The following is a 24,499-nucleotide window of genomic DNA, read 5'->3' on the forward strand; positions in this document are numbered from 1 at the left end:
CGCGGGGCGCGTGGGGGTGCGTTCAAAGAAATCCCGGATGCGCCCCTTTTTCCATGGATTCCGGGGCGCGCCCCCGGCTCAGCGGACTCCGGTGCGCGCCCCGGCTCGGCGGATGCTCACCTCAGCCCGAACTCATCGGCCCATCCCATGAGTTCCCGGGGTGTCGTGTTCCCGCCGCACACCACGAGGCCCAGCCGGGCGCCGTCACCGACCCGGGCCAGCACCTGCCGGGCCGCCGGCAGCAGACAGCCCGCGGCCGGCTCGGCCCACACCTTGGCGTGGTCGGCGAGGTCCAGACAGCCCTGCACCGCCTCCCGGTCCGGCACCACGAGCACCTCCTCCACCAGCGCGGAGACATGGTCATAGGTCAGCTGGGACACGGACGGCGCGCTCAGTGTGGTGACGAGCGAGGACACCGGCACCTGAAGCGGACCGCCGGCCTTCAGCGCGGCCGACATCGCCTCGGCGCCCGCCGTCTCCACGCCCCACACCCGCACGTCCGGGCGCCGGGCGCGCAGCGCGGCCGCCACTCCGGCGATCAGTCCTCCACCGCCGACGCTGACGATCACATCCGTCAGCTCCCGCGCGTCCTCGGCGAACTCCAGCCCCACGGTGCCCTGTCCGGCGATCACGACCGGGTCGTCGAACGGGTGGACCAGGGTCAGCCCCTCGTCCCGCAGCCGGAGCACCAGCTCGAACGCGCTGCCCATGCCGTCGGTCAGCCGCACCGACGCCCCGGCCGCCTCGGCGAGTTCGACGGAACGCGCGGGAGCGGTCCGGGGCATCACCACGGTCGCCTTCACATCGAGGGCCGCCGCCATCACCGCGAGGGCGATGCCATGGTTGCCGCCGCTGACCGCGACCACGCCGGCCGCCCGCTCGGCCTCGCTCAGCGACAGCAGCTTCGCCGTGGCCCCGCGTGCCTTGAACGAGCCGGTGCGCTGGAGGAGTTCGAGCTTGGTGGTGACCGGGGCGCCGAGCAGCGCGGTCAGCCCCGGGCTCGGTACGGTCGGCGTCCGTACCACGTGCCCGGCGATCCGTTCCGCGGCGGCTTCGATGTCCGAGATGCCGATCAAGGTGCTTCACCCTTCCGGCGCGGGGTGTGGGAACCGCGCCCCTGGCACCCTCACCCGCCCGGACTCCCCAGGTCAACACCGTTTCGCCACCGGCCCCGAGGAGCTCACAGCTCACGGTCCGCCAGATGGTCCAGCAGCGTGTGCAGCTGCCCGGCGGCTCCGGCGGCCAGCGGTGCTTCGGCGAGCAGCGCCCGTGCGGCGGCCGTGTGCGTCCGCGCCTCGGCCAGCGCCGCTGAACGGCCGCCCGCCGCCTCGACCAGTGCGGCGGCTTCCGTGGCCCGCTCCGGCCGGCCGAGCAGTGCGGGCAGCCGGCCGGCCACCGGGGAACCGAGCGCGACCAGCACCGGGTATGTCATCTTGCGCATCCGCAGATCGCCGTCCGCCGGCTTGCCGGTGACGGCCGGATCGCCCCAGATGCCCAGCACGTCGTCGACCAGCTGGAAGGCGATGCCGAGGTGCCGGCCGGCCCGTGCCAGCACGCCGACCGTGGCCTCGGGCGCCCCGCCGAGCGCGGCGCCCAGCGCGAGGGCGCAGCCCAGCAGCGCGCCGGTCTTGCCCTCCGCCATCGCCCGGTACTCCTCGGGCGTCACCCGCTGCGGTCCGGCGTGCGGCCGGGCGGTGAACAGCAGGTCGTCGGCCTGCCCGCGCACCAGGTCGGCGAGGGCCGCAGACAGCAGCCGCAGGGTGCCGGGACCGCCCGCCGCCGTGGCCAGGGTCTCCACCGCGAGGGCGAACAGGGCGTCCCCGGCGAGTACGGCCGGTCCGGTGCCGTAGGCCCGCCACACGGCCGGGCGGCGGCGCCGGGTGCCGTCGCCGTCCATGATGTCGTCGTGCAGCAGCGAGAACGCGTGCACCAGTTCCACCGCCACCGCCGCCGGTACGCCGGCCCGGCCGTCGGCGCCCGCCGCCTCGGCGCCGAGCACCGCGAGCGCCTGCCGTACGCCCTTGCCGCCCGGCGCGGCCGCGGGCGCCCCGCCGACCTCGCACCAGCCGAAGGAGTACCCGGCCATCTCGGCCACCCACGGATGCATCCCGCCCACCGCCTCCTCCAGCGCCGGCCGCACCAACTCCCGGCAGCGAGCGAGGACTTCGGGCGCGCGAGGCGGAGCTTGTACGGTGGTCATCGCACGCCCTCCATGCCGGCACGGAGCTCCTCGGGTGCCGGCTGGGTCAGGTCCCGGCGGGGGGCGAGGTTTTCGGGCGCGCGAGGCGGAGCTTGTACGGTGGTCATCGCACCCCCTCCATGCCGAGACCGAACTCCTCCTGGGCGCGGGCCACCATCTCCCGCGCGTGCTTGAGCCCGCCGCGCTCCAATGTCCGGGCCAGATCGGCGAGTTCGGCCGCCGTCTCGGCGCGGTCCCGGCCGAGCTGAGCCAGCGACTTGGCCAGCCCCAGCCGGGCCAGCGCCGTGCCGCGCGGCTCGCCCATCGCGCGGAACTCCTCCAGCGCCAGCTCGTACAGCTTTCGCGCTTCGGCGTAACGCCCGGCGCGGTAGAGGACGTTGCCGCGCATCTTGTGGTTGTAGGCGAGCGCGCTGGACAGATTCATCGCGCGGCAGCCGGCCTCCGCCCGCGAGAGCAGCTCCAGGGCGCCCTCGGTGTCCTTGTCGCGGACCGAGAGGATGTCGGCGAGCCCGCGCAGTGCCCAGGCGTGCCCCCGCCGGTCCTCGGCCCGCTCGGCTATCCGGGCCGCCTCCTCGAACAGTGCGTACGCCCGGTCGAAGTCCCCGGTGTTGCGGTGCATCTGCGCGATGCCCTCCAGCGCCCACACCGTGTGCCGGGCCTCCCCGCGCCGGCGGGCCTCGGCCAGCAGCTGCTCGTGCAGCCGGCCCACCGCCGCGTAGTCGCCCTGGATGCGACCGGTCTCCGCCAGCCCCGCCAGGGAGTAGCCGCGCACCACCACGTCCCCGCCGCGCTCACCGAGGTCGGCGGCGAGCCCGAGCAGCCGCCAGGCCAGCGGAAACGCGCCGCGCTGCCGGGCGAGAGTGCCGCCGCTCCACAGCGCCCACGCCATCGCGCCGGTGTCGCCGGCCTGGCGGGCGGCGCGGTAACTCGCCTTCCAGGCCCGGTCCGCGTCCTCGATCCGGCCGAGCCGACGCTGGGCCTCGGCGACGGCGAGCCCACAGCGGGCGGCCTCGCCGGGGCGCCCGGCCCGCTCGGCCTCACGCAGCCGCGCGGTGGCCTCGGCCAGCACGTCGACCAGCGAGGAGTTCACGGAGAGGGAGGTCAGGGCGCCCTGGTACTCCGGGGCGAAAGCCTTGCCGTACATACGCACCTTTCTATACACGACATGTATAGATGTCGTGTATACATCCCGTGTATAGGGGATCGAAAAGATGCCCCGGCCCGGGAGCCGGGGCGCATCGCTCTGTTGCCGGTCAAGACGCGCGTACGGCGACGGAGGTTGCCCGTGCGACGTGGATCACGTGCTGAGGGCGTGCCGGCTCAGTGCTGCTGGGCCTTCTGCGGGGTCGCCTCGCTCGGTCGCACCACGACGAAGCCCTCGCCCTGGAGCATCAGCTGCACGGCCTCGCCCGAACCGCCGCGCAGCATCGACCCGATGGACTGGGAGCGGTGCAGCGAGGTCTGCAGCTGCGCGGTCCAGCCGACCACCGCGTCCGTGTCGACGTACACCGGGGCCTGCGCGGAGACCGGGATGACCAGCGGATTGCCCTCGCAGACCAGACCGAGCCGGCCCTGCCCGCTGAACACGCTGTTGAACAGCCCGCCGCCGGCGATGCCCGACCCCTTCACCGTCTTGATCTCGTACGACAACGAGGGGTCGAAGCACAGCACGTTGCGCCCGTTGACGGTGAACCGGTCACCCGCTTCGACCTCGACGATGAAGCAGTTCTGCGCCTCGTGCGCGAACCAGGCCTCGCCCTGCCCGCGCACCGCCATGAGGGGCAGCCCCTCACCGGTGACCGCACGCTTCAGCATGCCGCCGACGCCCTGGCCCTTGCGCTCGAACTTCAGGTCGCCCCGGTAGGCGACCATCGCGCCCTGGCGGGCGTACATCTCGCCGCTCACCGCGTAGCGGAGGCACTTGGCGTTCTCGACGGACATGCCCGGCGCCACGGCCGGCTGCACCACGTGCGCACTGGAAAAGAGATCACCCTTCATGCCGGGCATGGTGTCCCGGAAGCAGTCGTTCCGCCAAGATCACGCAAAGTGGCCGGTCAGCCACCGAACAGCTGGCACCAGTAGGTGCCCGCCCGGCCGCCGCCCGCGAAGCCGATGCCGATGTGGCCGAACTCCCGCTTGAGGATGTTGGCCCGGTGCCCGGGGCTGTTCATCCAGCCCGCCACGACCTCGGCGGCACTGCGCTGTCCGCAGGCGATGTTCTCGCCGATGGTCCGCAGCCGGGAACCCGCCGCGGCGGCCCGGTCCCACGGCTGGGCGCCGCCGGGGGGAGACATGGTCGTAGAAGTCCCGGGCCACCATGTCCGCACAGTGCGCCTGCGCCGCGGCCGTGAGCTGTGGATCGACGGCCAGCAGGGCCAGCCCGGCCCGCCGGCGCTCGGTGTTGGTGAGCGCGAGGACCTCGGCGGCCGCGCGGTCCAGCGCCTCCGGGGTCAGCGGAGCGGCCCACAAGGCGGTCCAGTACCGGTCCCCGGCGTCGGCGTGGGCGAGTGCGGCATGCCGGAACCCGGGATCGAGCAGGATCCGCCGGGACCGTTCCGATCCCAGGCAGTACTCCACGAACTCGTCCGGAGTGCGCGGCCCCGAGACCAGATGCTCCCCGACCCTGATGTACGCGTACCCGGCCCCGGTGATCCGCTGATGCACCGACACCCCGTCCCGCCCCTCGGCCCCCAGCCGCCCGGCGTCCGCCATGGCACGCGCATGCGACCGGGCGGCGGACACGAGACGCGGTTCGAGAGCGATGCGCACCGAACCGGCCTGCGTACGCGCGGAGTTGACCAGCCGAAGGAAGTCGGCATCGGCAGGGGAGCTGTCCTCGGTGGTGGAGCCGTCCTCGCCGACCTCCACCCCGAAGTCCCGGGCGAGCCCGGCCAGCCCGTCGGCGTACCCCTGCCCGATCGCCCGCAGCTTCCACCCGGTGCCGGGCCGCAGATACAGCTCGGCGAGCAGCAGCACGGTCTCCGAACCGGGCCGCGGCGGTACGAACCGGGCCACCGTACGACCGGAGGCGTCCGTGACCTCAAGCCGGGGAGCGGGCCACCGTCCGAGCGGCGTCCCCGGCTCGGCGGCACTCACGACGACGGTGACCCGGCACGCCCCGGCCCGCAGCCGCCCCGGCTCGACGGCCAGGGCGTCACCGAGCAGCCGGACACCGGGCGCCTGTGGCTGGTTGTAGAACACGAAGTCGCCGTCGGACCCGACCTTGCCGTCCGCCCCGGTGACGAGAGCGGACACATCGAAGCCGCCGGCCACCCGAAGCCGCAGCACACCACCGGGCAGCGGCACATTGCCCCCGGCGACAAGCTCACTGGTCACATCGGGGACAACGCCCGGCCCTCATGGAGGAGTTCCCCGCTTGCCGCCCCCAAGCCCTTGGCCGACTTCGCCGCCCCACAGAACGCGGACTCCAGCACACCCCCCATCGCACTCTGCACCTGCCCGTTGTTGGACGTGTTGGCGACAGCCGCGACACTGCGTGAACCATCCTTCGTGGCGAAGGCATACGTGTAGTACCCCTGCACGATCCCGGTGTGCCCGTACACGAACACCCCGCACGACAGCGCACGCCGCCGCAGCCCGAGCCCGTACGCGGTCGTCGCGTTCACCGCGCTGAACCGCTCCATCTCGCCGAGCCGCGCGGCGGACATCAGCCTGCCGCTCAGCAGCGCGGAGTAGAACGTGTCCAGATCCCGCGCGCTGGAGATGATCGCCCCCGCGCTCTGTGCCCAGGACACGGTCTGGACGGTGGCGTCGACCAGCGGCTCACCGGCAGTGTCGGGGGTGAGGTAGCCGTGGGCGTACCGGCCGGGGATCGTGGTCTCGGGGTGGACGTAGAACGTGTCGCGCAGCTTGAGGGGCTTGAAGATGCGGTCCTCGTACGCGGTCCGCACGGACTGACCCGTGAGCTTCTCGATGAGCATCCCGGCGATGACGAAGTTGGTGTTGGAGTAGGAGTACGCGGCGCCGGGCGCGTTGGTGCGGGGCTTCTTCAGGGAGAGCTCGACCAGCTGACGGTAGGTGAAGACCTTGTTCCGCACCGCCTCGAAGCCGGCGACGCTGTCGGCGAACATGTCATTGGTGTAGTCGTACAGCCCGCTGCGGTGGCCGAGCACCTGGCGGACGGTGATCCGGTCGTCCGGCAGCAGCTTCGGCAGATAGTGGTTGACCGGCGCGTCGAGTGCCAGCCGGTGTTCGTCGGCGAGCTGGAGCAGGACGACGGCCGAGAAGGTCTTGGTGACGCTGCCGATACGGAACCGGTCGTCGGTGCTGAGGGCCCGCCGGGTGCCGCGGTCGGCGAGGCCGCGGGTCACCTTGTACGTCTTGCCGTGGTCGTCGATCAGTGCCATGGCACCCGGCGCGCCCGCCTCCACCGACGACTTCAGCGCCGCGGCCACCCCCGCGGTGTCGGGCGCCGCGAGCGACGCTCCCCTCGGCGTGTCCGGCTCCGCCGTCGCGGCCCGTGCCGGAACCGCGAGAAGCGACAGCGCGATCGCGCCGAGGACCGCACCTTGCCCCACCCTTGCTGACACCATCCGGCACCCACTCCCGTCCGTACGACATGTGATGCGACATCGGTCACATTCCGGCCCTGGAACCTAAGGGATTGACGCCACGTCTCCACAGCCGACACGCAGCTGATCAGATTGTGATCACTTCGTGGCGCCCGTTCGTAAAGGAATTACATAGAAGTTCGCGAATTGGATCATTCCGACTTTACGTGGACATGACTGATCCGTAAGGGTTGTCCTCGGGGCCCGACCAGCCCCCGTGGTGCCGAACAGCGCCGCGTCTCAAGGCGGTTGGCGATCCCGGCCGCCTTCGAACGAAGGAACCCTGATCAGTGCGTAGACCGCACATACGCGGCGTAGCCGTCGCCATCGCGGTGACGACCGCTGCCACGGGACTGGCCGGTACGGCCTTCGCGGGCTCCGGCACGGGGGTGGAGCGGTCCGCCGCGTCCGCCGGCACGAACGCCTCGGCGGTGGTGAAGGCGGCGCAGGCCGCGGCCTTCGCGCACGCCTCGGCGACCGGCGTCTCGAAGGGCGACGAACTGCACGCCCAGGACGTGATGATCGACCCCGAGGGCGCCCGGCACGTGCGCTTCGTCCGGACGCTGAGCGGCATGCCGGTGCTCGGCGGCGACCTCGTCGTCCACCTCGACCGCACGCTGGCCTACACGGGCGTGACCCGCGCGGCCGACCACGCCGTAGCGCCGGCCGCCTCCCGGGCCAGGCTGACCGCGGACCAGGCCGCCGCCAAGGCCGCCCAGGCCGCCAAGGGCGAGGCAGGCAGCGCCCAGCTCGTGGTCGACGCCCGCGACGGCGCCGCCGCCCTCGCCTACCAGGTGACGGTGACCGACCGGCAGGGCACCAGCACCGTCGTCGTCGACGCCGTCACCGGCAAGGTGCGCAGCAACACGCCCGACAGCGACGAGTTCCTGTCGCCGAAGCTGCTCGCCGACCTGCGGGGGCGCGGCGAGACGCTCGACCCGGCCACCGGCACGGCCGCCCCCGAGGCCGGCCTGCTCGGCTCCGGCGTCTCCGGTGCCACCACGTACCCCTCGCCCGCGAGGGGCACCGGCAAGACCCTCTTCGTGGGCAGCGTCGGCCTGACCACCACGGCCACCTCCAAGGGCCACTACCGGCTCAAGGACCCGAGCCGGTACGGCACCGAGACGCGTGACGCCAAGGGCACGTACACCGAGAAGTTCAGCGCGGGCACGGCGTTCACCAGCACGACCGACGTGTGGGGCAACGGCACCACCGGCAACCGGGCCAGCGCCGCCGCGGACGCCCAGTACGGCATCACCAAGACCCTGGACTTCTACAAGGCCGCCTTCGGCCGCAAGGGCATCGCCGACAACAGCAAGGCCGCCCAGGGCATGGTCCACTGGGGCAGCAAGGTCGCCAACGCCTTCTGGGACCCGACCTGCACCTGCATGCTGTACGGCGACGGCGACGGCAAGACCTTCAAGAAGCCGCTCGTCGTCCTCGACGTCACCGGCCACGAGCTGACCCACGGCGTGGTCGACGCGACCGCGAAGCTGGAGCCGACCTTCGTCGACGCCAAGGGCAACCAGTACGGCGAACCCGGCGCGCTGAACGAGTCCCTCGCGGACATCTTCGGCTCGAACGTCGAGTTCTACGCCAACAACCCCAAGGACACGCCGGACTACCTGATCGGCGAGAAGCTGGGCCTCGCGCAGAAGTTCCTGCGCCGCCTCGACCACCCGTCGCTCGACAAGCTTGAGCACACCATCGACTACTGGTCGCCGGACGCCTACTACACCGAGGTGCACGCGGGCTCCGGTGTCTCCTCGCACGCCTACTACCTTCTCGCCGAGGGCAGCGGCAAGAAGACGATCAACGGCGTCGCCTACGACTCGCCGACGTACAACCGCGCCACGGTCAAGGGCATCGGCCGCGCCAAGGCCACCGCCATCTTCTACCGTGCGCTCACCCGCTACATGGTCTCCACGACCGACTTCCACCAGGCGCGCATCGCGACGCTGAAGGCGGCCCAGGACCTGTACGGCGCGAACAGCATCGAGTACAAGACGGTGGACACGGCGTGGGCCGCGGTCAACGTCACCGTCGCCAACACGCCGGCCGCCCGTCACTGACGTCACCGTCGTACGGAACCGCCGTACCCCTGGATGCCCCGCCGCGCGCGGGGCATCCGCATGTCCGGGACACGTGTGCGCCCCAACTGCCTCCGTAACAGCCTCTGTTTCTTTTATTGACAGCGGAAAATAACGGCCCTAGGTTCCCGGCCATGCCCTCGACCCCGCACGCCGAGACCTTCCCGGCACCCACGCCGGCCGTCTCGCAGGTCTTCACGACGGTGCTGTCCCACGGCCCGCTGACCCGTCTGGAGGCGGGCCGCCGGGCCGGCCTGTCCCCGGCCGCGGTCACCAAGGCCGTACGTCCCCTGCTCGCCGCCGGTTATCTGGCGGAGGACGCCGACGAGGACGCTCGGCCCACCCCGGGCCGGCCCGCCACCCTGGTCCGGGTCAACGGTGAACGGGCCCTGTTCCTCGGCGTGAAGGTCACCGGCACCGAGCTGATCGCCGTCCTGACGGACCTGTGCTGCCGTATCCGCCTCGACCGCCGCAGGCCCCTGCCGGACCGCGCGCCCGGGGCCGTGCTGACCTCGATCGCCGGCCTCGTCCAGGAACTCCTCGCCCACGCGGCCGAGTCGGACGCCCCGGTGGCCGGGCTCGGCATCGCCGTCTCCGGCGACGTCGACCGCGCCGAGGGCGTCGTACGCTACTCGCCGTTCCTGGACTGGCGGGACGTGCCGCTCGCCGAACTCGCCGCCACCACCACCGGGTTGCCCGTCACCGTCGACAACGACGTGCGCGCGCTGACCGTCGCCGAGCAGTGGTTCGGCGCCGGCGCGGGACTCGCCGGCTTCGCCCTCGTGACGGTCGGCGCGGGCATCGGCTGCGGACTCGTCGTGCACGGGCAGGTGGTCGCCGGCGCCCATGGCGTGGCCGGGGAGATCGGGCACGTCGTCGTGGACCCCGCCGGACCCGAGTGCCACTGCGGCAACCGGGGCTGTGTCGAGGCGATCGCCGGCGAGTCCGCGATCGTCGCCCGCATGCGCGAGGTGACGGGACGTCAAGTGGACGACAGCGCACAGGCGGTGGCACTCGCACACGAAGGCGTGCCCGGGGCCCGGGAGGTGTACGCGCGGGCCGGGGAGGCCATCGGCCGGGGCATCGCCACCGTGGCCAATCTGCTCGGCCCCGAGCGCGTGATCATCTCCGGCGAGGGGCTCGCCGCCTACGACCTCTTCGCCGGCCGGATCCGCCAGGCGTTCACCGCGGCCGCCTTCGGCTCCGCCGCCCGCTGCGACGTCCTGACCCGCCCGCTGCCCTTCGAGCAGTGGGCGCGCGGCGCCGCGGCCGTCGCGATCCAGTCCTTCATCACCCAGCCCCCCGGCATCGGACAGGGCTGAGCCGCCCCTACCCGAACCCACCCAGGAGGTACGGCCCATGCGGTCACCCTCGTACTCCGTCCTGCCCGCCCGCGGGCTCAGAGCCGCCGTCGTCCTGGCCCTCACCGCAGGCCTCGCCACCGCCGCCCCCGCCACCGCCCACGCCGAGACCGCCCCGGTCACGGCGGCCAAACCCTATATGGGCTGGTCGAGTTGGAGCATGCAGTCCTCCAGGTACCCGGGCCTCAACCCGGACGGCGACTACAGCTACCTCACCGAGGCGAACGTCCTGAAGCAGGCCGGTGCGCTGGCCGTACGGCTGAAGCCGTACGGCTACGAGTACGTCAACATCGACGCCGGGTGGTGGATGGACACCACCTGGAAGCCCGAGTTCGACGGCTACGCACGCCAGCAGGCCGACCCACACCGCTTCCCGCACGGCATGAAGGCGGTCGCCGACCGCATCCACGCGCTCGGCCTGAAGGCCGGGATCTATCTGCCGGTCGGCCTGGAGAAGGAGGCCTACGGCGACGGCAAGGTCCCCGTATGGCACGCCGACGGCTGCACCACCGCCGACATCGTCTACGGCGACCTGCGCACCACCAACGGCTGGGACAGCGCCTACAAACTCGATCTGGGCAAGCCCTGCGCCCAGAAGTACATAGACTCCCAGGCCCAGTTGCTGGCCTCATGGGGCTATGACTTCCTCAAGCTCGACGGCGTGGGCCCCGGCTCCTTCAAGAACGGGGACAACTACGACAACGTCGCCGACGTGGCCGCCTGGCAGCGGGCACTGGCCGCCACGGGCCGCCCGGTCCATCTGGAGCTCTCCTGGTCCCTGGACATCGGCCACGCCGCCGACTGGAAGAGGTACTCCAACGGCTGGCGCATCGACACCGATGTCGAGTGCTACTGCAACACCCTTGTCACCTGGGACAACTCGGTCGACGACCGCTTCGACGACACCCCCGGCTGGACCCGGCACGCGGGCCCCGGCGGCTGGAACGACCTCGACTCCCTCGACGTCGGCAATGGCGCCATGGACGGCCTCACCAAGGCGGAACGGCAGAGCTACGCCACCCTGTGGGCCATCGCCAAGTCCCCGCTCTACACCGGTGACGACCTGACCGGGCTGGACGACTACGGCGTCAGGCTCCTCACCAACCGTGAGGTCATTGCCGTCGACCAGGGCGACACCCCGCCCGCCCGGCCGGTCACGCCCTCCGACCCGCAGCAGGTCTGGGCCGCGAAGAACCCCAACGGCACATACACGGTGGCCCTGTTCAACCTCGCCGACAGCCCCGCCGCCGTCACCGCCGACTTCTCCGCCCTCGGCTTCACCGGCAGGGCGGCCGTACGGGACCTGTGGAACCACGAGAACCTCGGCACGCACCGGAACAGGATCACCGAGGCCCTGCCCGCCCACGGCTCGCGCCTGTTCACGCTCACCCCGCACGGCAGCGCCCTCACGACCACCGCCTACGAGGCCGAGTCCACCGCCAACACCCTCAGCGGCAACGCCTCCGTCGCCGACTGTTCCGTCTGCTCCGGCGGCAAGAAGGTCGGCAACCTCTACCTCGGCGGCGCCCTCCGCTTCAACGACATCGTCGTGGACCGCCCCGGCACCTACCTGATCAAGGTCGCCTACGTCAGCGGCGACGCCCGCTCGGTCAACATCTCGGCCGACTCCGGTGCCGCCGCGTCCCATCGCTTCCCCTCGACCGGTGACTGGGGGACCGTCGAGACCGTGAGCGTCCCCGTCACCCTGAAGGCCGGCGCCAACACCGTGACCTTCGACAGCGGTTCGGACTACGCACCGGACATCGACCGCATCGACGTGCCCCAGTCTCCTCGCCCGTGATCGGAGCCCGCCATGGACACCCTGCCCAGCAGACGCGGCTTCCTCGCCCTCGCCGCCACCACCGGAGCCCTCGCCTCACTCCCCGCCTTCACCGCCGGCGCCGCCCCGCAGCGCCCCGCCGAGGCCGTCGCGCCCGACCCCCGCCACCGGCTCTGGTGGCAGGCCCCCGCCGACGAGCACTCGCTCATCACCCAGGGGCTGCCCATCGGCAACGGCCGGCTCGGGGCCCTCGCGACCAACGACCCCGGCCGGGAACTCCTCCTCGTCACCGACGCCACGATGTGGACCGGCGGCCGCAACGACACCCTGGACGCCGACGGTCAATTCCCCTACGGACGGGACGACTTCGGATCCCTCACCCTGCTCGCCCGGCTCGCCGTCGACCTGCCCGGCCACGACCTGTCCGCCGTCTCCGGCTACCGCCGCACCCTCGACCTCGCCCAGGGCGTGGTGACGACGTCGTACGTCCGCTCCGGGGTCACCTACCGGCGGCAGCTGTTCGCCAGCCGCCCCGACGACGTGATCGTGCTGCACTTCACCCAGGACGGCGGCGGACAGTACACCGGCACCCTCACCCTGCAAGGCACCCACGGCGAGACCGGGGGAGCCGCCGACTCCTTCACCGGGTCCTTCCCCAACGGGCTGACGTACGGCGCCGCGGTCACCGCCCACGGCAACGGCGGCAGCGTCCGAGTCGATGGTGATCACCTCATCTTCTCCGGCTGCCGCGAGCTGACCGTGATTCTCAGCGGCGGCACCGACTACGCGCCGGACGCCACCGCCCACTACCGCGACCCGTCCCTCGATCCCCGCTCCCTGGCCCGCGCCAAGGTCCGCGCCGCCGCCCGGCATTCCGCCGACACCCTGCTGCGCACCCACACGGCCGACCACCGCGCTCTCTTCGACCGGTTCAGCCTCTCCCTCGGCACGTCCACCGACCGGCAGCGCTCCCTCGACACCTGGGAGCGGATCCAGGCCCGCGCCCGGGACGGCGAGCCCGATCCCGAACTGGAGGCCGTCTACGTCCAGTTCGGCCGCTACCTGATGATCTCCGGCTCCCGGGGCAGCCTGCCGCTCGGCCTCCAGGGGCTCTGGCTCGACGGCAACGACCCGGACTGGATGGGCGACTACCACACCGACATCAACCTCCAGATGAACTACTGGACGGCCGACCGGGCGGGCCTGTCCCCGTGCTTCGACGCCCTCACCGACTACTGCCTCGCCCAGCTGCCCTCCTGGACCGACCTCACCCGGCGCCTCTTCGGCGACCCGCGCAACCGCTACCGCAACTCCAGCGGGAGGAACGCCGGCTGGACCCTGGCCATCTCCACCAATCCCAACGGCGGCGGGGGCTGGTGGTGGCACCCGGCCGGCAACGCCTGGCTGGCCAACACCCTCTTCGAACACTACGAGTTCACCCACTCCCGTACGCACCTGGCGAAGATCTACCCGCTGCTCAAGGGCGCCTGCGAGTTCTGGGAGGCCCGGCTGCTCACCACCACCCTCCCGGACACCGGCCGGGAGGTCCTCGTCGCCGACAGCGACTGGTCCCCGGAACAGGGCCCGCTCGACGCCAAGGGCATCACCTACGCACAGGAACTGGTGTGGGCGCTCTTCGGCAACTACCGCACGGCGGCAGCCGAGCTGGGGCGGGACGCCGACTACGCGGCCACCGTCGGCGCCCTGCGCGAGCGGCTGTACCTGCCCGTGGTCAGCCCGAAGACGGGCCGGCTGGAGGAGTGGATGTCCCCGGACGACCTCGGCGAGACCACCCACCGGCATCTCTCCCCCCTCATCGGCCTGTTCCCCGGCGACCGCATCCGGCCCGACGGCTCCACCCCCGCCGGCATCGTCACCGGCGCCACCGCCCTGCTCACCGCACGCGGCATGAACAGCTTCGGCTGGGCCAACGCCTGGCGCGCCCTGTGCTGGGCCCGGCTGAAGAACGCCGACAAGGCCTACCAGCTCGTCGTCACCAACCTGCGCCCCTCCGAGCACGGCGGCAACGGCAGCGCCCCCAACCTCTTCGACATCTACGAGACCTCCCCGGGCCGGGGCATCTTCCAGATCGACGCCAACCTCGGTACCCCGGCCGCCGTCACCGAGATGCTGCTGTACTCCCGCCCGGGGCACCTCGAACTGCTGCCGGCCCTGCCGGACGCCTGGGCGGCGGTCGGCTCGGTGACCGGGGCCGGGGCCCGCGGCGGGTTCGTCGTCGACCTCCACTGGCGGAACGGGACACCCACCGAGGTGCGGATCCGCAGCATCGGCGGGACCATGACCTCCGTGGGATACGCAGGGCAGTCCCGGACCGTCCGCATACGCCCCGGCGAGTCCGTCACGCTCCGGGACTTCGCCCGGTGAGCGGCCCGATCGGACGCGGCTGCCGCGTCGTCGCCGCCCTGCTGACCGCCGCCGTCTGCCAGTCCGCACCCGACCAGGCGGCCGAACCCCTGCCCGCCACCGCCACCCGCGCCTCCGGGGTCGTCACCTGGGCGGCGAGCGCGGACCGGGTCGGCACGGGTACGGCGGACGCGGACTACCGGCTGATCGTGCACACCAGCGTCGGCGGCAGCGGCCTGCGCGTCCGTGTCACCAACGCCTTCGGCGACCGCCCGCTGACGGTGGACAGTGTCTGGGCCGGCCTGCGCGACCACGGCGCCGCCCTGCGCCCCGGCAGCAACCGGCGGCTGACCTTCGGCGGCTCCCGCACGGTCACCGTGCCCGCGGGCGCCCTGGCCTGGAGCGATCCGCTGCCCGGCAGCGTCCCCGCCGGCACCGACCTCGCCGTCAGCCTGCACACCCCGGACGCGGCCGGCCCGGCCGGCGGCCACGGGATGGCGATGCAGACGTCGTACACCGGCCAGGGCGACCACACCGCCGAGGAGAGCGACACCAACTGGACGCGGACGACCGGCTCCTGGTGGTACCTCGACGCCGTGTCCGTACGGCCGTCCCGTGCGGCCACCCGGGCCGTGGCCGCGCTCGGAGACTCGATCACCGACGGCTGGCAGTCGACCGGCGACCGGAACCGCCGCTGGCCCGACTACCTCGCGCGCCGCCTGATCACCGCCCGGACCCGCATCAAGGGCGTCGCCGACGAAGGGATCTCGGGCAACAAGGTCCTCGCGGACGGCGCCGGGCAGAGCGCCCTGCACCGGCTGGACCGGGACGTGCTGTCCCTGCCCGGCGTGCGCACCGTCTTCCTCTTCGAGGGCGTGAACGACATCAAGGCGCACACCGGCGTCACCGCGGCCGATCTGATCGCCGGGTACCGGGAGATCGCACGCCGGGCCCACGCGGCCGGAAAATGCGTCGTCGTCGCCACGGTCGGCCCGTTCAAGGGCTGGCCCGAATGGGACCCGGCCGCCGAGACCGTACGCCAGGAGGTCAACCGGTACCTGCGCACCAGCCATGACGTCGACGCCGTGACCGACTTCGACCGCGCCCTGCGCAGCCCCTACGACCCCGAGCGGATCCTGCCGTTCTTCGACGGCGGCGACCATCTGCACCCCAACGACAAGGGAATGCGGGCCCTGGCCGACGCCGTCGACCTCGGCCGCCTGGACTGCGCCCGCTGACCGAGGGCCGGCCCGGTCAGCCCGACCCGGCCGGCTCCGGCGCGATCAGCCCTGTGCGGTAGGCGATCGCCACCGCCTCCGTACGGCTCGCCGCGCCCAGTTTGGCCAGGATGTTGGAGACGTGCACGCTCGCCGTCTTGCCGGTGATGAACAGCTCCTCGCCGATCTGCCGGTTGCTGCGGCCCCGCGCGAGCAGCCGCAGTACATCCCGCTCCCGGGCGGTGAGGGACACGGTGGGGGCAGCGGCAGCGGCCTGGTGGTCCCGGCGGGACAGCGCGTCGATCCGCTCCAGCAGCGGCGCCGCGCCGAGCCGGGCCGCCGTCTCGCGGGCGAGCCGTATCTGCTCCGCCGCCTCGGTACGGCGCTCCCGGGCAAGCAGCGCCTCGGCGAACCGGACCCGGCAGCGTGCCTGCTCGTACACGTCGCCGTACCCGAACGCGGCGACCGCCTTCGCCCAGGCCGCCGGATCCGGCCCGGACACGGCCGTCGCCCACTCCGCCTCGGCGCGGGCCAGCCAGGCCTCCCCCTCCGGGCCCCGCGTGCGGCCCTCCTTGCCCGAGGCGGCCGTCGCGCGCGCCAGCTCCACCAGTTCGGTCGCCGTGTCCGTCCAGCGGGCGAACTCCCGGTCGTCGCCGGCCCGGCGCGGCTCGGCCGTGCGGTCGGCCACCGCCGTCAGACACAGCGCGGCGAGCCGGACCAGCACACCCGGCCGGTGTGTCGTCTCGTCGGACAGGGCCGCGGCCGCCTCCCGCATGTGCTCGACCGCCGCCTGCGGATCGCCGGCCCGCGCGGCCGCGTCGGTGAGGACGACCCCGGCCACCAGCGTGCCCATCCAGTCGAACGGGCCCGCCAGCAGCGCGCGGGCCCCGGCGACGGCGCTCTCCTCGCCGCGTGCCAGCGCCACGTACAGCACCGGGCTGTCGGCGAAGCCGGCGCTCGCCGGGGCCGGCACCGCCGGGTCGGCCGCGGCGGCCAGGCACTCGTCCCAGCGGCCCAGCGTGTACAGCGCCAGCAGCCGCAGATAGCGCAGGCCCAGCGGATACGTCGAGGACAGCAGCCCGGCCCGGCGCGCCCGGTCCAGGCCCTCGCCGAGCAGGGACAGGCAGGCTTCGAGGTCACCGCTCTCGAAGGCACCGACGGCCAGGTTGAACAGCGCGCGCATCTCCACCGGAGCGTGCCCGGCGGAGCGGGCCAGCTCCCGGGCCCGGTGCAGCCGCTCCCTGCCCTCGCGGGTGCCCCGGCTCGCCCCGTCGAGGCCGACGAGGGAGATCAGCAGGTCGGCCTGGGCGCCGGTCACGCCCAGGTCCTCGGCGACGGGCAGGGCCTGCCGGGCGACGCGCAGCGCGGTCTCGTCCTCGCCCACCTGCCGGGCCGCCGCGACATGCGTGGCCGCCGCCCACACCCACGTCCGGGACGGCGGCTCGGCGGGGATCAGGGCCAGCGCCTCGCTGCTGTAGCGGTACGCCGCCGTCAGGCTGTCCACGCTCAGCAGGTTCCCCGCGAGGGTGTACCGCACCCGGGCGGCCAGTTCGGAATCGGCGTCCCGGCCGATCCCGGCGAGTGCGGCACGGGTCAGCGCGACCGCGCGGTGCGCGTCCCCGGCGTGCGCGGCCGCCGCCGAGGCGCGCAGGGTCAGGGCGATCCGGTCCCGGCCCGCCGCCCCCGGCCGCTCGGGCTCCGGCACCGAGGGCCACAGGTCCAGGGCGGTCTCCAGATGCCGCAGCTCCTCGGCGGGCGCCCCCAGCCGCCGGGCGTGGTCGGCCGCCTCCAGACAGGCGGCGAGCGCCCCGGGCAGGTCGTGGCTCTCGCGGGCGTGATGCGCGCGCTCGGCGGCGGTCTCCGGGGCCCGGCCCCGCGCGGCGAGCAGCCGGGCGTACGCGCCGTGCAGCCGGGACCGCTCGCCGGGCAGCAGATCGGTGTAGACCGCCTCGCGAGTCAGCGCGTGCCGGAAGGCGTAGGTGTCCGCCGGTCCGGGGACGAGCAGTTGCCGTCCGACGGCCTCGCGCAGCGCCGACTCCAGCTCGTCGTCCGGGAGCCCGGCGGCATCGCGCAGCAGGTCGTGCTCCACCCGGCGCCCGGCCACCGCGGCGGTCCGCAGCACCTGCTGGGCGGTCTCGGACAGCTGCTCGACCCGGATGAGCAGCAGATCCGCGAGCCCGCTCGGCACCCCGCCGCAGTCGGCGCCGGAAGCCGCGAACAGCTCCTGCGCGTAGAACGCGTTGCCCTCCGCGCGGGCCACGATGCCGCGTACGACGGACTCGGACAGCGGACGGTCCTCCAGGGCCCGCACCAGCCGCGCGACCTCCGGGTCCGGCAGCGGCCGCAGCTCCAGGCGCTCCACGGCCGGCAGCCTGACCAGCTCGGCGAGCAGCGGGCGCAGGGGGTGGCGGCGGTGCAGATCGTCCGCCCGGTACGAGGCGAGGACCGTCAGGCGCCGGCCGGGGGCGCCGCTGCCCGGCCGGTGCGGCATGCCCCGGCTGAGCAGGAAGCGCAGCAGGTCCCGGGACGACTGGTCGGCCCAGTGCAGATCCTCCAGGACGAGCAGCAGCGGTGCCACGGCGGCCAGTTCGGCCAGCAGCCCGGCGACGTCCTCGAACAGCCGCAGCCGGCCGTCCGGACCGTCCGCCGCGTCCGTGCCCGCGCCCAGCAGCCGGTCCACCACCGGATGCGCGGCCAGCACGGACGTGAAGCGCGCGTCGGCCGCGAGCGCGCCGAGGATCTCGGTGAACGGCAGATACGGCAGGCCGACGTCCCCGAGGTCCACGCAGTGCCCGGTGACGACGGTCGTCCCCGCCCGCTCCGCCCGCCCGGCGACCTCGTCCAGCAGCCGCGTCTTGCCGACCCCCGCGTCCCCGGCGACCAGCACACCCCGCGCCTCACCGCCCCGGGCACGCTCCAGCACGCCTAGGAGCCGGGCCAGTTCCTCGTCCCGCCCGATCAAGGGCGGCGCACTGAAGACGATCTGTGACACGCGCCTATGGTGACACGGGCCACCGACCACGCCGTGCGTGCGGCCGGGTACGGATCAGCGCAGCGTCTCCGCCCAGTTCGCCGGCACCCGTCCCGCCGGGCCCGGTACCGGCTGGTCGGCCGGATGGCTGGCCGGCGGGGCCAGTTCGGGCCCCGAGGCGTACAGCTCGTCCGTGGCGTAGTTCCAGAACCACTCCTCGCCCGGCTCGAAGCTCCGGATCACCGGGTGCCCGGTGGCGTGGTAGTGGGCGGTGGCGTGCTTGGCGGGGGAGTCGTCGCAGCAGCCGATGTGCCCGCACTGCGCGCAGCGGCGCAGGTGGAACCACCAGCCGCCGGCCTCCTCGCACTCCAGGCACCCGGTGCCGCTGGGCGCGGCGGTCGGGTCGAGTCCCTCGACGTCGTTCATACGCGTTCCTCGGCTTCCTGCGCGTCCTCTTCGGGTGTCTCGGCGGTCAGCGGGAGCAGCACCTGGAAGCGGGTGTCGCCGGGCACCGACTCCACGCGCAGCGTGCCGTGGTGCTTGTTGACGACGATCCGCCAGGAGATGTCCAGGCCCAGCCCGGTGCCCTCGCCGACCGGTTTCGTGGTGAAGAACGGGTCGAAGATCCGGCTCCTGATCTCCGCCGGCACCCCGGGCCCGGTGTCCCGGAACTCCACCAGCAGCCGCTCGTGGTCGAGCGCGGTCCGCACGGTCAACGTGCCCGTGCCGCCCGCGCTGTTGACGGCGGAGACCGCGTTGTCGATCAGGTTGGTCCACACCTGGTTCAGCTCCGCCGGATACGCGGGCACCGGCGGGAGCGTGCGGTCGTACTCCTTGACGACCTCGATGCCCGAGCCGATCTTGCCGGAGAGCATCAGCAGGGTGCTGTCGAGGAGTTCGTGCACGTCGACCACCCGGTAGGGGGCCCGGTCGAGCTGCGAGTACTGCTTGGCCGCGTCGACGAGATGCGAGATCCGGGTGGTGGAGTCCTCGATCTCGCTCATCAACAGCTCGGTCTCGATGGTGTAGTTGAGCCAGGCGACCGCCCCGGGCAGGATCTCCTCGTCGACGGCCGCCGCGACCTGCTCCAGCCAGTCGACGTCGAGCCCGGCCTGCACGAACGTCGGCGCCAGCTGCCAGCCGTAGTCGATGCCGTGGTCCTCCAGCCAGTCGGTGAGCAGGTCCTCCCGGTCGGCGGCCTCCAGGGGACTGAGCACCGGGGCCTTGGCGACCCGCTCCGCGGTGCGCTCCTGGATCTCGATCAGGCCCGCCAACTGATCGCGGGAGAAGGGACCTTCGGCGATCACGGCGAGCTTGTGCCGCATCTTCGCGACCCGTTCGCGCAGCGTGGCCGTGGCCCGTACGGCCGCCGCCGCGGGGTTGTTGAGCTCGTGCGTGAGCCCCGCCGACAGCGAGCCGAGCGCCAGCAGCCGCTCCCGCTGCCCGATCGCCGCCTGGGTGCTCTTCGACCCGAAGAACAGCCCCTCCAGCAGATGCACGGCCATCGGGAACCAGTCGGTCATGACCTCCGCGAAGACGTCCGCCGGCAGCACGAAGAACCGGGTCGGCTCCGTCACCCGCATCGAGTTGTTGTACACCTGCCGCACCCGGTCACCGAGATAGGCCTGCATCGCGCCCGCGTACACCCCGGGCTGGGAGGCACGGGTGACCTCCACATCGTCGCCGCCGACCCGGCGGGAGAGCACCACCGTGCCCTCGATCATCACGAAGAAGCAGGTGGCGGCGTCGCCCTCGGTGTACACCGGGCCGGGCTCGAACAACTCCACCCGCCCGTCGCTGCACAGCCGCCCGAGCTGCTCGGGGCTCAGCTTCTCGAAGAGGAACAGCGAGCCGATCTCCTTGGGGCTGCACGGCATGATCCGCCCGCTCATGACTGCTCCAGATACCGGTGGACGAGCATCACGGCCATGGCTCCCTCTCCGACGGCGGACGCGACCCGCTTGGCGGACTCGGCACGGGCGTCGCCCGCCACGAACACGCCCGGGACGCTGGTCTCCAGGTGGTACGGCGCCCGGTCCAGCTCCCAGCCGGCCGGCGGCCGCCCGTCGGCGGTCAGATCGGGTCCGGCCAGGATGAACCCGCGCTCGTCGCGCAGCACGGAATCGCCCAGCCAGTCGGTGAGCGGGGCGGCGCCGATGAACACGAACATCCACTGGGCGTCGACCCGTTCGCTCTCGCCGGTCCCCGTGTCCCGCAGCGTGAGCTGCTCCAGGTGGTCCGAGCCGTGCGCCGCGGTCACGACCGTGTGCGGGCGCACGGAGATGTTCGGCGCCTCATTGATCTGCTGGATCAGGTAGTGCGACATCGAGGCCGACAGGTCGGGTCCGCGCACCAGCACGGTCACCGACTTCGCGCCCCGGGACAGATACATCGCCGCCTGGCCCGCCGAGTTGGCGCCCCCGACGATGTACACGTCCTGCCCCTGGCAGGCGGACGCCTCGGTCAGCGCCGAGCCGTAGAACACCCCGCAGCCCGTCAGATCGACGCAGCCGGCGGCCTCCAGCTGCCGGTACTGCACGCCGGTCGCGAGGATCACGCTGTGCGCGGCGATCGCCGTGCCGTCCGCGAACCGTACGACGCGGGCGGCGCCGTTGACCTCCAGCCCGGTCACCTCCCGCGCGGTCAGGATCTCGGCGCCGAACTTGGCCGCCTGGCGCCGCGCCCGGTCGGTGAGCTGGGCGCCGGAGACGCCGTCCGGGAAGCCCAGGTAGTTCTCGATCCGGGAGCTCTGCCCGGCCTGTCCGCCGGTCGCCGAGCGCTCCACCAGCACGGTCCTGAGCCCCTCGGAGGCCCCGTACACGGCCGCGCCGAGCCCGGCGGGCCCGCCGCCGATGACGATCAGGTCGTAGAAGTCGGCCATGGGCGTCGTCGCCAGCCCCACCTGCGCGGCCAGTTCGGGCGCCTCCGGCTCGACCAGGGCGGTGCCGTCCGGGGTGATCACCAGCGGCAGCCGCCGCCCGTCCTGCCCGGCGGCACTCAGCAGCCGCTGCCCCTCCGGCTCGTCCACCGAGTACCAGCGGTACGGCACCTGGTTGCGGGCCAGGAACTCGCGCACGTCCGACGACCGCGCCGACCAGCGGTGCCCGACCACCTTGGTGCTGGGCACGGGCCGGTAGGCGCTGGTCCGCCAGGCCTCCAACAGGTCGTCCAGGACCGGGTAGAGCTTCTCCTCCGGCGGGTCCCAGGGCTTGAGCAGATAGTGGTCGAGGTCGACGACGTTGATCGCGTCGATCGCCGCGTTGGTGTCCGCGTACGCGGTCAGCAGCACCCGCCGCGCCCCCGGATACACGTCGAGCGCCTGCTCCAGGAACTCGATGCCGTTCATCTGCGGCATGCGGTAGTCGGCCAGGATCACGGCCACCAGGTCGCCGCGCAGCTTCAGCTCGCGCAGCGCCTCCAGCGCGGACGCGCCGGACTCCGCGCGCACGATCCGGTACGACTCGCCGTAGCGCCGCCGCAGATCGCGGGCGACGGCACGGGAGACTCCCGGGTCGTCGTCCACGGTCAGGATGACGGTCCGCGCGGTATCGGCGGCCTGTGTCATACGTCTCCCACCCCGAGCATCGGTTCCCGCGGCGCGCGTCGTGGGGACCGCCGCACCGGTTCCCCGCCATCGTATGTTCGATCGCTCCGGTTCGCCCCGGGATGCGACGGGGACCGCGCCGCTCGGCGTGCGCGGTGCCCGGCGGGGGATGATCGTTGCCGTGCGTGCCGCAGCCCGGCCCCGGGCACCGGCAGCGCGAGACGCGCCGCGACGACGAGGAGGCCCACGCATGACACGCCCGATCACGGCAGGGGTGGACGGTTCGCAGGAGAGCCTGGCCGCGCTGGCGTGGGCCGGCCGGGAGGCCGTACGCCGGGGGCTGCCGCTGCGCGTGGTGCACGCGTGGCGCTACGCCGAGCAGCTCGCCACGGCCGACCGCGGCACCCAGCGGGGGTGGGCGTCGGACGCGGTGACCGAGGCCGTGCGGGCCGTCGCCGAGCGGCATCCGCAGCTCGTCACGACCGTCGACGTCGTCGAGGGCGAGCCCGTGCACGCGCTGGTCCGCGCGGCGGCGGACGCCGAGATGCTGGTGCTGGGCTCGCGCGGACACGGGCCCGTCGTCGGTTTCCTGCTCGGCTCGGTCGGCCAGCAGGTGATCGCCGGCACGGCACGGCCCGTGGTCCTGGTCCGCGCAGAGGACAGGCCCGCGGCCGAGGCGGCCGGACGGGACGTCGTCGTCGGCCAGCACGGCGACAGCGAGGACAGCGCGGCCGTGCTGCGGTTCGCCTTCGAGACGGCGGCGGCCCGCGGCGCCGGCGTGCGGGCCGTACGGGCGTGGACGCTGCCGCCGGTCTTCGCCTACAGCCCCGGTTCGCTCAAGCTGCTGGACGACGCCGGCGGTCTGGAACCGTACGAGAAGGAGGCGCTCAGCGCGGCCCTCGCGCCGTGGCGGGAGCGGTTCCCCGGCGTTCCGGTGACCGAGCACGTCGAGATGGGCAGCGCGGGCCAGGTGCTGCTCTCGGCGGCCGCGCGGGCCCAGCTGCTGGTCGTCGGCCGGCGGGCGCACCGTTCGGCCGTGGGCGCCCGGATCGGCTCGGTCGCGCACGGGGTGCTGCACCACGCCGAGTGCCCGGTGGCCGTGGTCCCGCACGAGTGAGCTACTCGGGGGCGGTCGGCTCCAGGGTCGCCCGCGCCTTCGGCAGGACGTTGGCGATGTAGTCCTGGACGGCCGTGTCCAGGCCGATGTCGTGCTGCGCGCGCTCGGAGAGGTACCAGCGGTGCTCCAGGAGTTCGTGGTAGATCTCCGCCGGGTCCATGGCGCCGCGCAGCTCGGGCGGCACGGCCCGCACGGTCGGCCGGAACACGTCCCGGACCCAGCGGTGGGCCAGCACCTCCGGGCGGGCGGCGAGGGGATCGCCGGGTGCGTAGTCGTCCTGGGTGGCCATCCAGCTCTCCAGGTCGCTCAGCAGCCGCCGCGCCTGGTTCTCCTCGGTGTCCAGGCCGGTCAGCCGCAGCAGCTGGCGCTGGTGGTGGCCGGCGTCGACGACCTTCGGCACGAAGGTGACCGCGTCCCCGTTGGAGGAGTGCTCGATCTGCATCTCGGCCACGTCGAAGCCCAGCTCGTTCAGCCGGCGGATCCGGCGTTCGATGTAGTGGTACTTGCCCGCCGGGTACACCGAGGTGCGGGTCAGCTCCTGCCAGAGCCCCTCGTACCGGGTGCATATCTCGTGCCCGAACTCCACCGCGTCGACGGACGGGTGCAGCGCGCCGGACGCCTCCAGGTCCAGCAGCTCGCCGCTGATGTTCACCCGGGCCAGATCGAGGTCGTACTCCCGCTGCCCGGGGCTCAGCTGCGGGTGCAGGTCGCCCGTCTCGGCGTCGACCAGATAAGCGGCGTAGGCGCCCGCGTCCCGCCGGAACAGCGTGTTGGACAGCGAGCAGTCGCCCCACGCGAAGCCGGCCAGGTGCAGGCGGACCAGCAGCACGGCGAGGGCGTCCATCAGCCGGTGCATGGTCGCGGGACGCATGGTCGTCTCGAACATCGAGCGGTACGGCAGCGAGCCGCGCAGATGCCGGGTGACCAGGACCGGCTCCAGCGGTGCGCCGGCGTGGTCGGTGCGGCCGGTGATCACCGCGAGCGGGTCGACGGCCGGGATGCCGAGCCGGTCGAGGTCGCGCAGCAGCTCGTACTCGCGCAGCGCGGGCCGCTCGGCCAGCTCCTTGACGGCGATCACCTCGTCACCGGCGTGCGCGTAGCGCACCACGTGCCGGGAGATGCCCCTCGGGAGCGGGACGAGGTACTCCTCGGGCCACTCCTCCAGGGGCACGTCCCAGGGCAGAGCGAGCAGGAGCGCGGGGTGCTCCGGGTTCGTGGCGCTGATCTGCAAGGCCATGACACGAACCCTAAGGCCCCGCGCCGGAGTCCCAGCAGGCCCCTCCC

Annotated in this window: 16 protein-coding genes and 1 pseudogene; 6 read left to right on the forward strand and 11 right to left on the reverse strand. The window is 73.1% G+C overall.

Annotated elements, in window-relative coordinates:
- Window positions 1-116: 116 nt before the first annotated feature.
- The 6 genes and pseudogenes from O1G22_RS37935 to O1G22_RS37960 all read right to left on the reverse strand — a co-directional run bounded on the left by O1G22_RS37935 (window position 117) and on the right by O1G22_RS37960 (window position 6,753).
- The gene (locus tag O1G22_RS37935) at window positions 117-1,076 is read right to left on the reverse strand and encodes a threonine/serine dehydratase family protein (RefSeq protein ID WP_270085450.1); all 960 of its coding nucleotides are present in this window, start codon (window positions 1,074-1,076) and stop codon (window positions 117-119) included.
- Between the two features lie 104 nt (window positions 1,077-1,180).
- Complete coding sequence (locus tag O1G22_RS37940; RefSeq protein WP_270085451.1) at window positions 1,181-2,200, reverse strand: polyprenyl synthetase family protein; 1,020 nt, start codon at window positions 2,198-2,200, stop codon at window positions 1,181-1,183.
- 103 nt (window positions 2,201-2,303) lie between these two features.
- Window positions 2,304-3,344: a tetratricopeptide repeat protein gene (locus O1G22_RS37945; RefSeq protein ID WP_270085452.1), complete on the reverse strand. Its 1,041-nt coding sequence runs from the start codon at window positions 3,342-3,344 to the stop codon at window positions 2,304-2,306.
- Window positions 3,345-3,520: 176 nt separating this feature from the next.
- Window positions 3,521-4,198, reverse strand: a complete 678-nt coding sequence (locus O1G22_RS37950; protein ID WP_270085453.1) for an AIM24 family protein — start codon at window positions 4,196-4,198, stop codon at window positions 3,521-3,523.
- A 56-nt stretch (window positions 4,199-4,254) separates the two neighbouring features.
- Window positions 4,255-5,536 (reverse strand): annotated as a pseudogene (locus O1G22_RS37955) (CAP domain-containing protein).
- Window positions 5,533-6,753, reverse strand: coding sequence for a serine hydrolase domain-containing protein (locus O1G22_RS37960; protein WP_270085454.1), 1,221 nt, complete (start codon window positions 6,751-6,753; stop codon window positions 5,533-5,535). The pseudogene O1G22_RS37955 and the gene O1G22_RS37960 overlap by 4 nt, the downstream one beginning before the upstream one ends.
- A 308-nt stretch (window positions 6,754-7,061) precedes the next feature.
- Here O1G22_RS37960 and O1G22_RS37965 point away from each other — a divergent pair, with 308 nt between their 5' ends.
- The 5 genes from O1G22_RS37965 (at window position 7,062) to O1G22_RS37985 (ending at window position 15,604) form a co-directional block, all read left to right on the forward strand.
- Window positions 7,062-8,843, forward strand: a complete 1,782-nt coding sequence (locus tag O1G22_RS37965) for a M4 family metallopeptidase (protein ID WP_270085455.1) — start codon at window positions 7,062-7,064, stop codon at window positions 8,841-8,843.
- A 152-nt stretch (window positions 8,844-8,995) separates the two neighbouring features.
- A complete protein-coding gene (locus O1G22_RS37970; RefSeq protein WP_270085456.1) occupies window positions 8,996-10,183 on the forward strand; it encodes an ROK family transcriptional regulator in 1,188 nt (395 codons plus the stop codon).
- 37 nt (window positions 10,184-10,220) lie between these two features.
- Window positions 10,221-12,023, forward strand: coding sequence for an alpha-galactosidase D (locus tag O1G22_RS37975; RefSeq protein WP_270085457.1), 1,803 nt, complete (start codon window positions 10,221-10,223; stop codon window positions 12,021-12,023).
- 12 nt (window positions 12,024-12,035) lie between these two features.
- Window positions 12,036-14,387 carry a glycosyl hydrolase family 95 catalytic domain-containing protein gene (locus O1G22_RS37980; protein WP_270085458.1) on the forward strand — a complete coding sequence of 784 codons (2,352 nt, stop codon included), beginning with the start codon at window positions 12,036-12,038 and terminating at the stop codon, window positions 14,385-14,387.
- Window positions 14,384-15,604, forward strand: coding sequence for an SGNH/GDSL hydrolase family protein (locus tag O1G22_RS37985; protein WP_428986442.1), 1,221 nt, complete (start codon window positions 14,384-14,386; stop codon window positions 15,602-15,604). The genes O1G22_RS37980 and O1G22_RS37985 overlap by 4 nt, the downstream gene beginning before the upstream one ends.
- 16 nt (window positions 15,605-15,620) lie before the next feature.
- Here O1G22_RS37985 and O1G22_RS37990 read toward each other — a convergent pair whose 3' ends face one another.
- From O1G22_RS37990 to O1G22_RS38005, 4 genes are read right to left on the reverse strand one after another with little or no spacing between them, the layout of a single operon-like run.
- Entirely contained in the window at window positions 15,621-18,575 is a 2,955-nt protein-coding gene (locus O1G22_RS37990) for a helix-turn-helix transcriptional regulator (RefSeq protein ID WP_270085459.1), read from the reverse strand.
- Between the two features lie 54 nt (window positions 18,576-18,629).
- The gene (locus tag O1G22_RS37995; protein ID WP_270085460.1) at window positions 18,630-18,980 is read right to left on the reverse strand and encodes a UBP-type zinc finger domain-containing protein; all 351 of its coding nucleotides are present in this window, start codon (window positions 18,978-18,980) and stop codon (window positions 18,630-18,632) included.
- Entirely contained in the window at window positions 18,977-20,446 is a 1,470-nt protein-coding gene (locus O1G22_RS38000) for an ATP-binding protein (RefSeq protein ID WP_270085461.1), read from the reverse strand. The genes O1G22_RS37995 and O1G22_RS38000 overlap by 4 nt, the downstream gene beginning before the upstream one ends.
- Window positions 20,443-22,119: an NAD(P)/FAD-dependent oxidoreductase gene (locus O1G22_RS38005; RefSeq protein WP_270085462.1), complete on the reverse strand. Its 1,677-nt coding sequence runs from the start codon at window positions 22,117-22,119 to the stop codon at window positions 20,443-20,445. The genes O1G22_RS38000 and O1G22_RS38005 overlap by 4 nt, the downstream gene beginning before the upstream one ends.
- Before the next feature lie 229 nt (window positions 22,120-22,348).
- On the opposite strand from O1G22_RS38005, the gene O1G22_RS38010 reads away from it, so the two are divergent.
- Window positions 22,349-23,215, forward strand: coding sequence for a universal stress protein (locus tag O1G22_RS38010; protein ID WP_270085463.1), 867 nt, complete (start codon window positions 22,349-22,351; stop codon window positions 23,213-23,215).
- A gap of 1 nt (window position 23,216) precedes the next feature.
- On the opposite strand, the gene O1G22_RS38015 is transcribed toward O1G22_RS38010, so the two are convergent.
- Window positions 23,217-24,452: a DUF4032 domain-containing protein gene (locus O1G22_RS38015; RefSeq protein ID WP_270085464.1), complete on the reverse strand. Its 1,236-nt coding sequence runs from the start codon at window positions 24,450-24,452 to the stop codon at window positions 23,217-23,219.
- Window positions 24,453-24,499 lie beyond the last annotated feature (47 nt).

The sequence above is a fragment of the Streptomyces camelliae genome (assembly GCF_027625935.1).
In the GTDB taxonomy this organism is placed as follows: domain Bacteria; phylum Actinomycetota; class Actinomycetes; order Streptomycetales; family Streptomycetaceae; genus Streptomyces; species Streptomyces camelliae.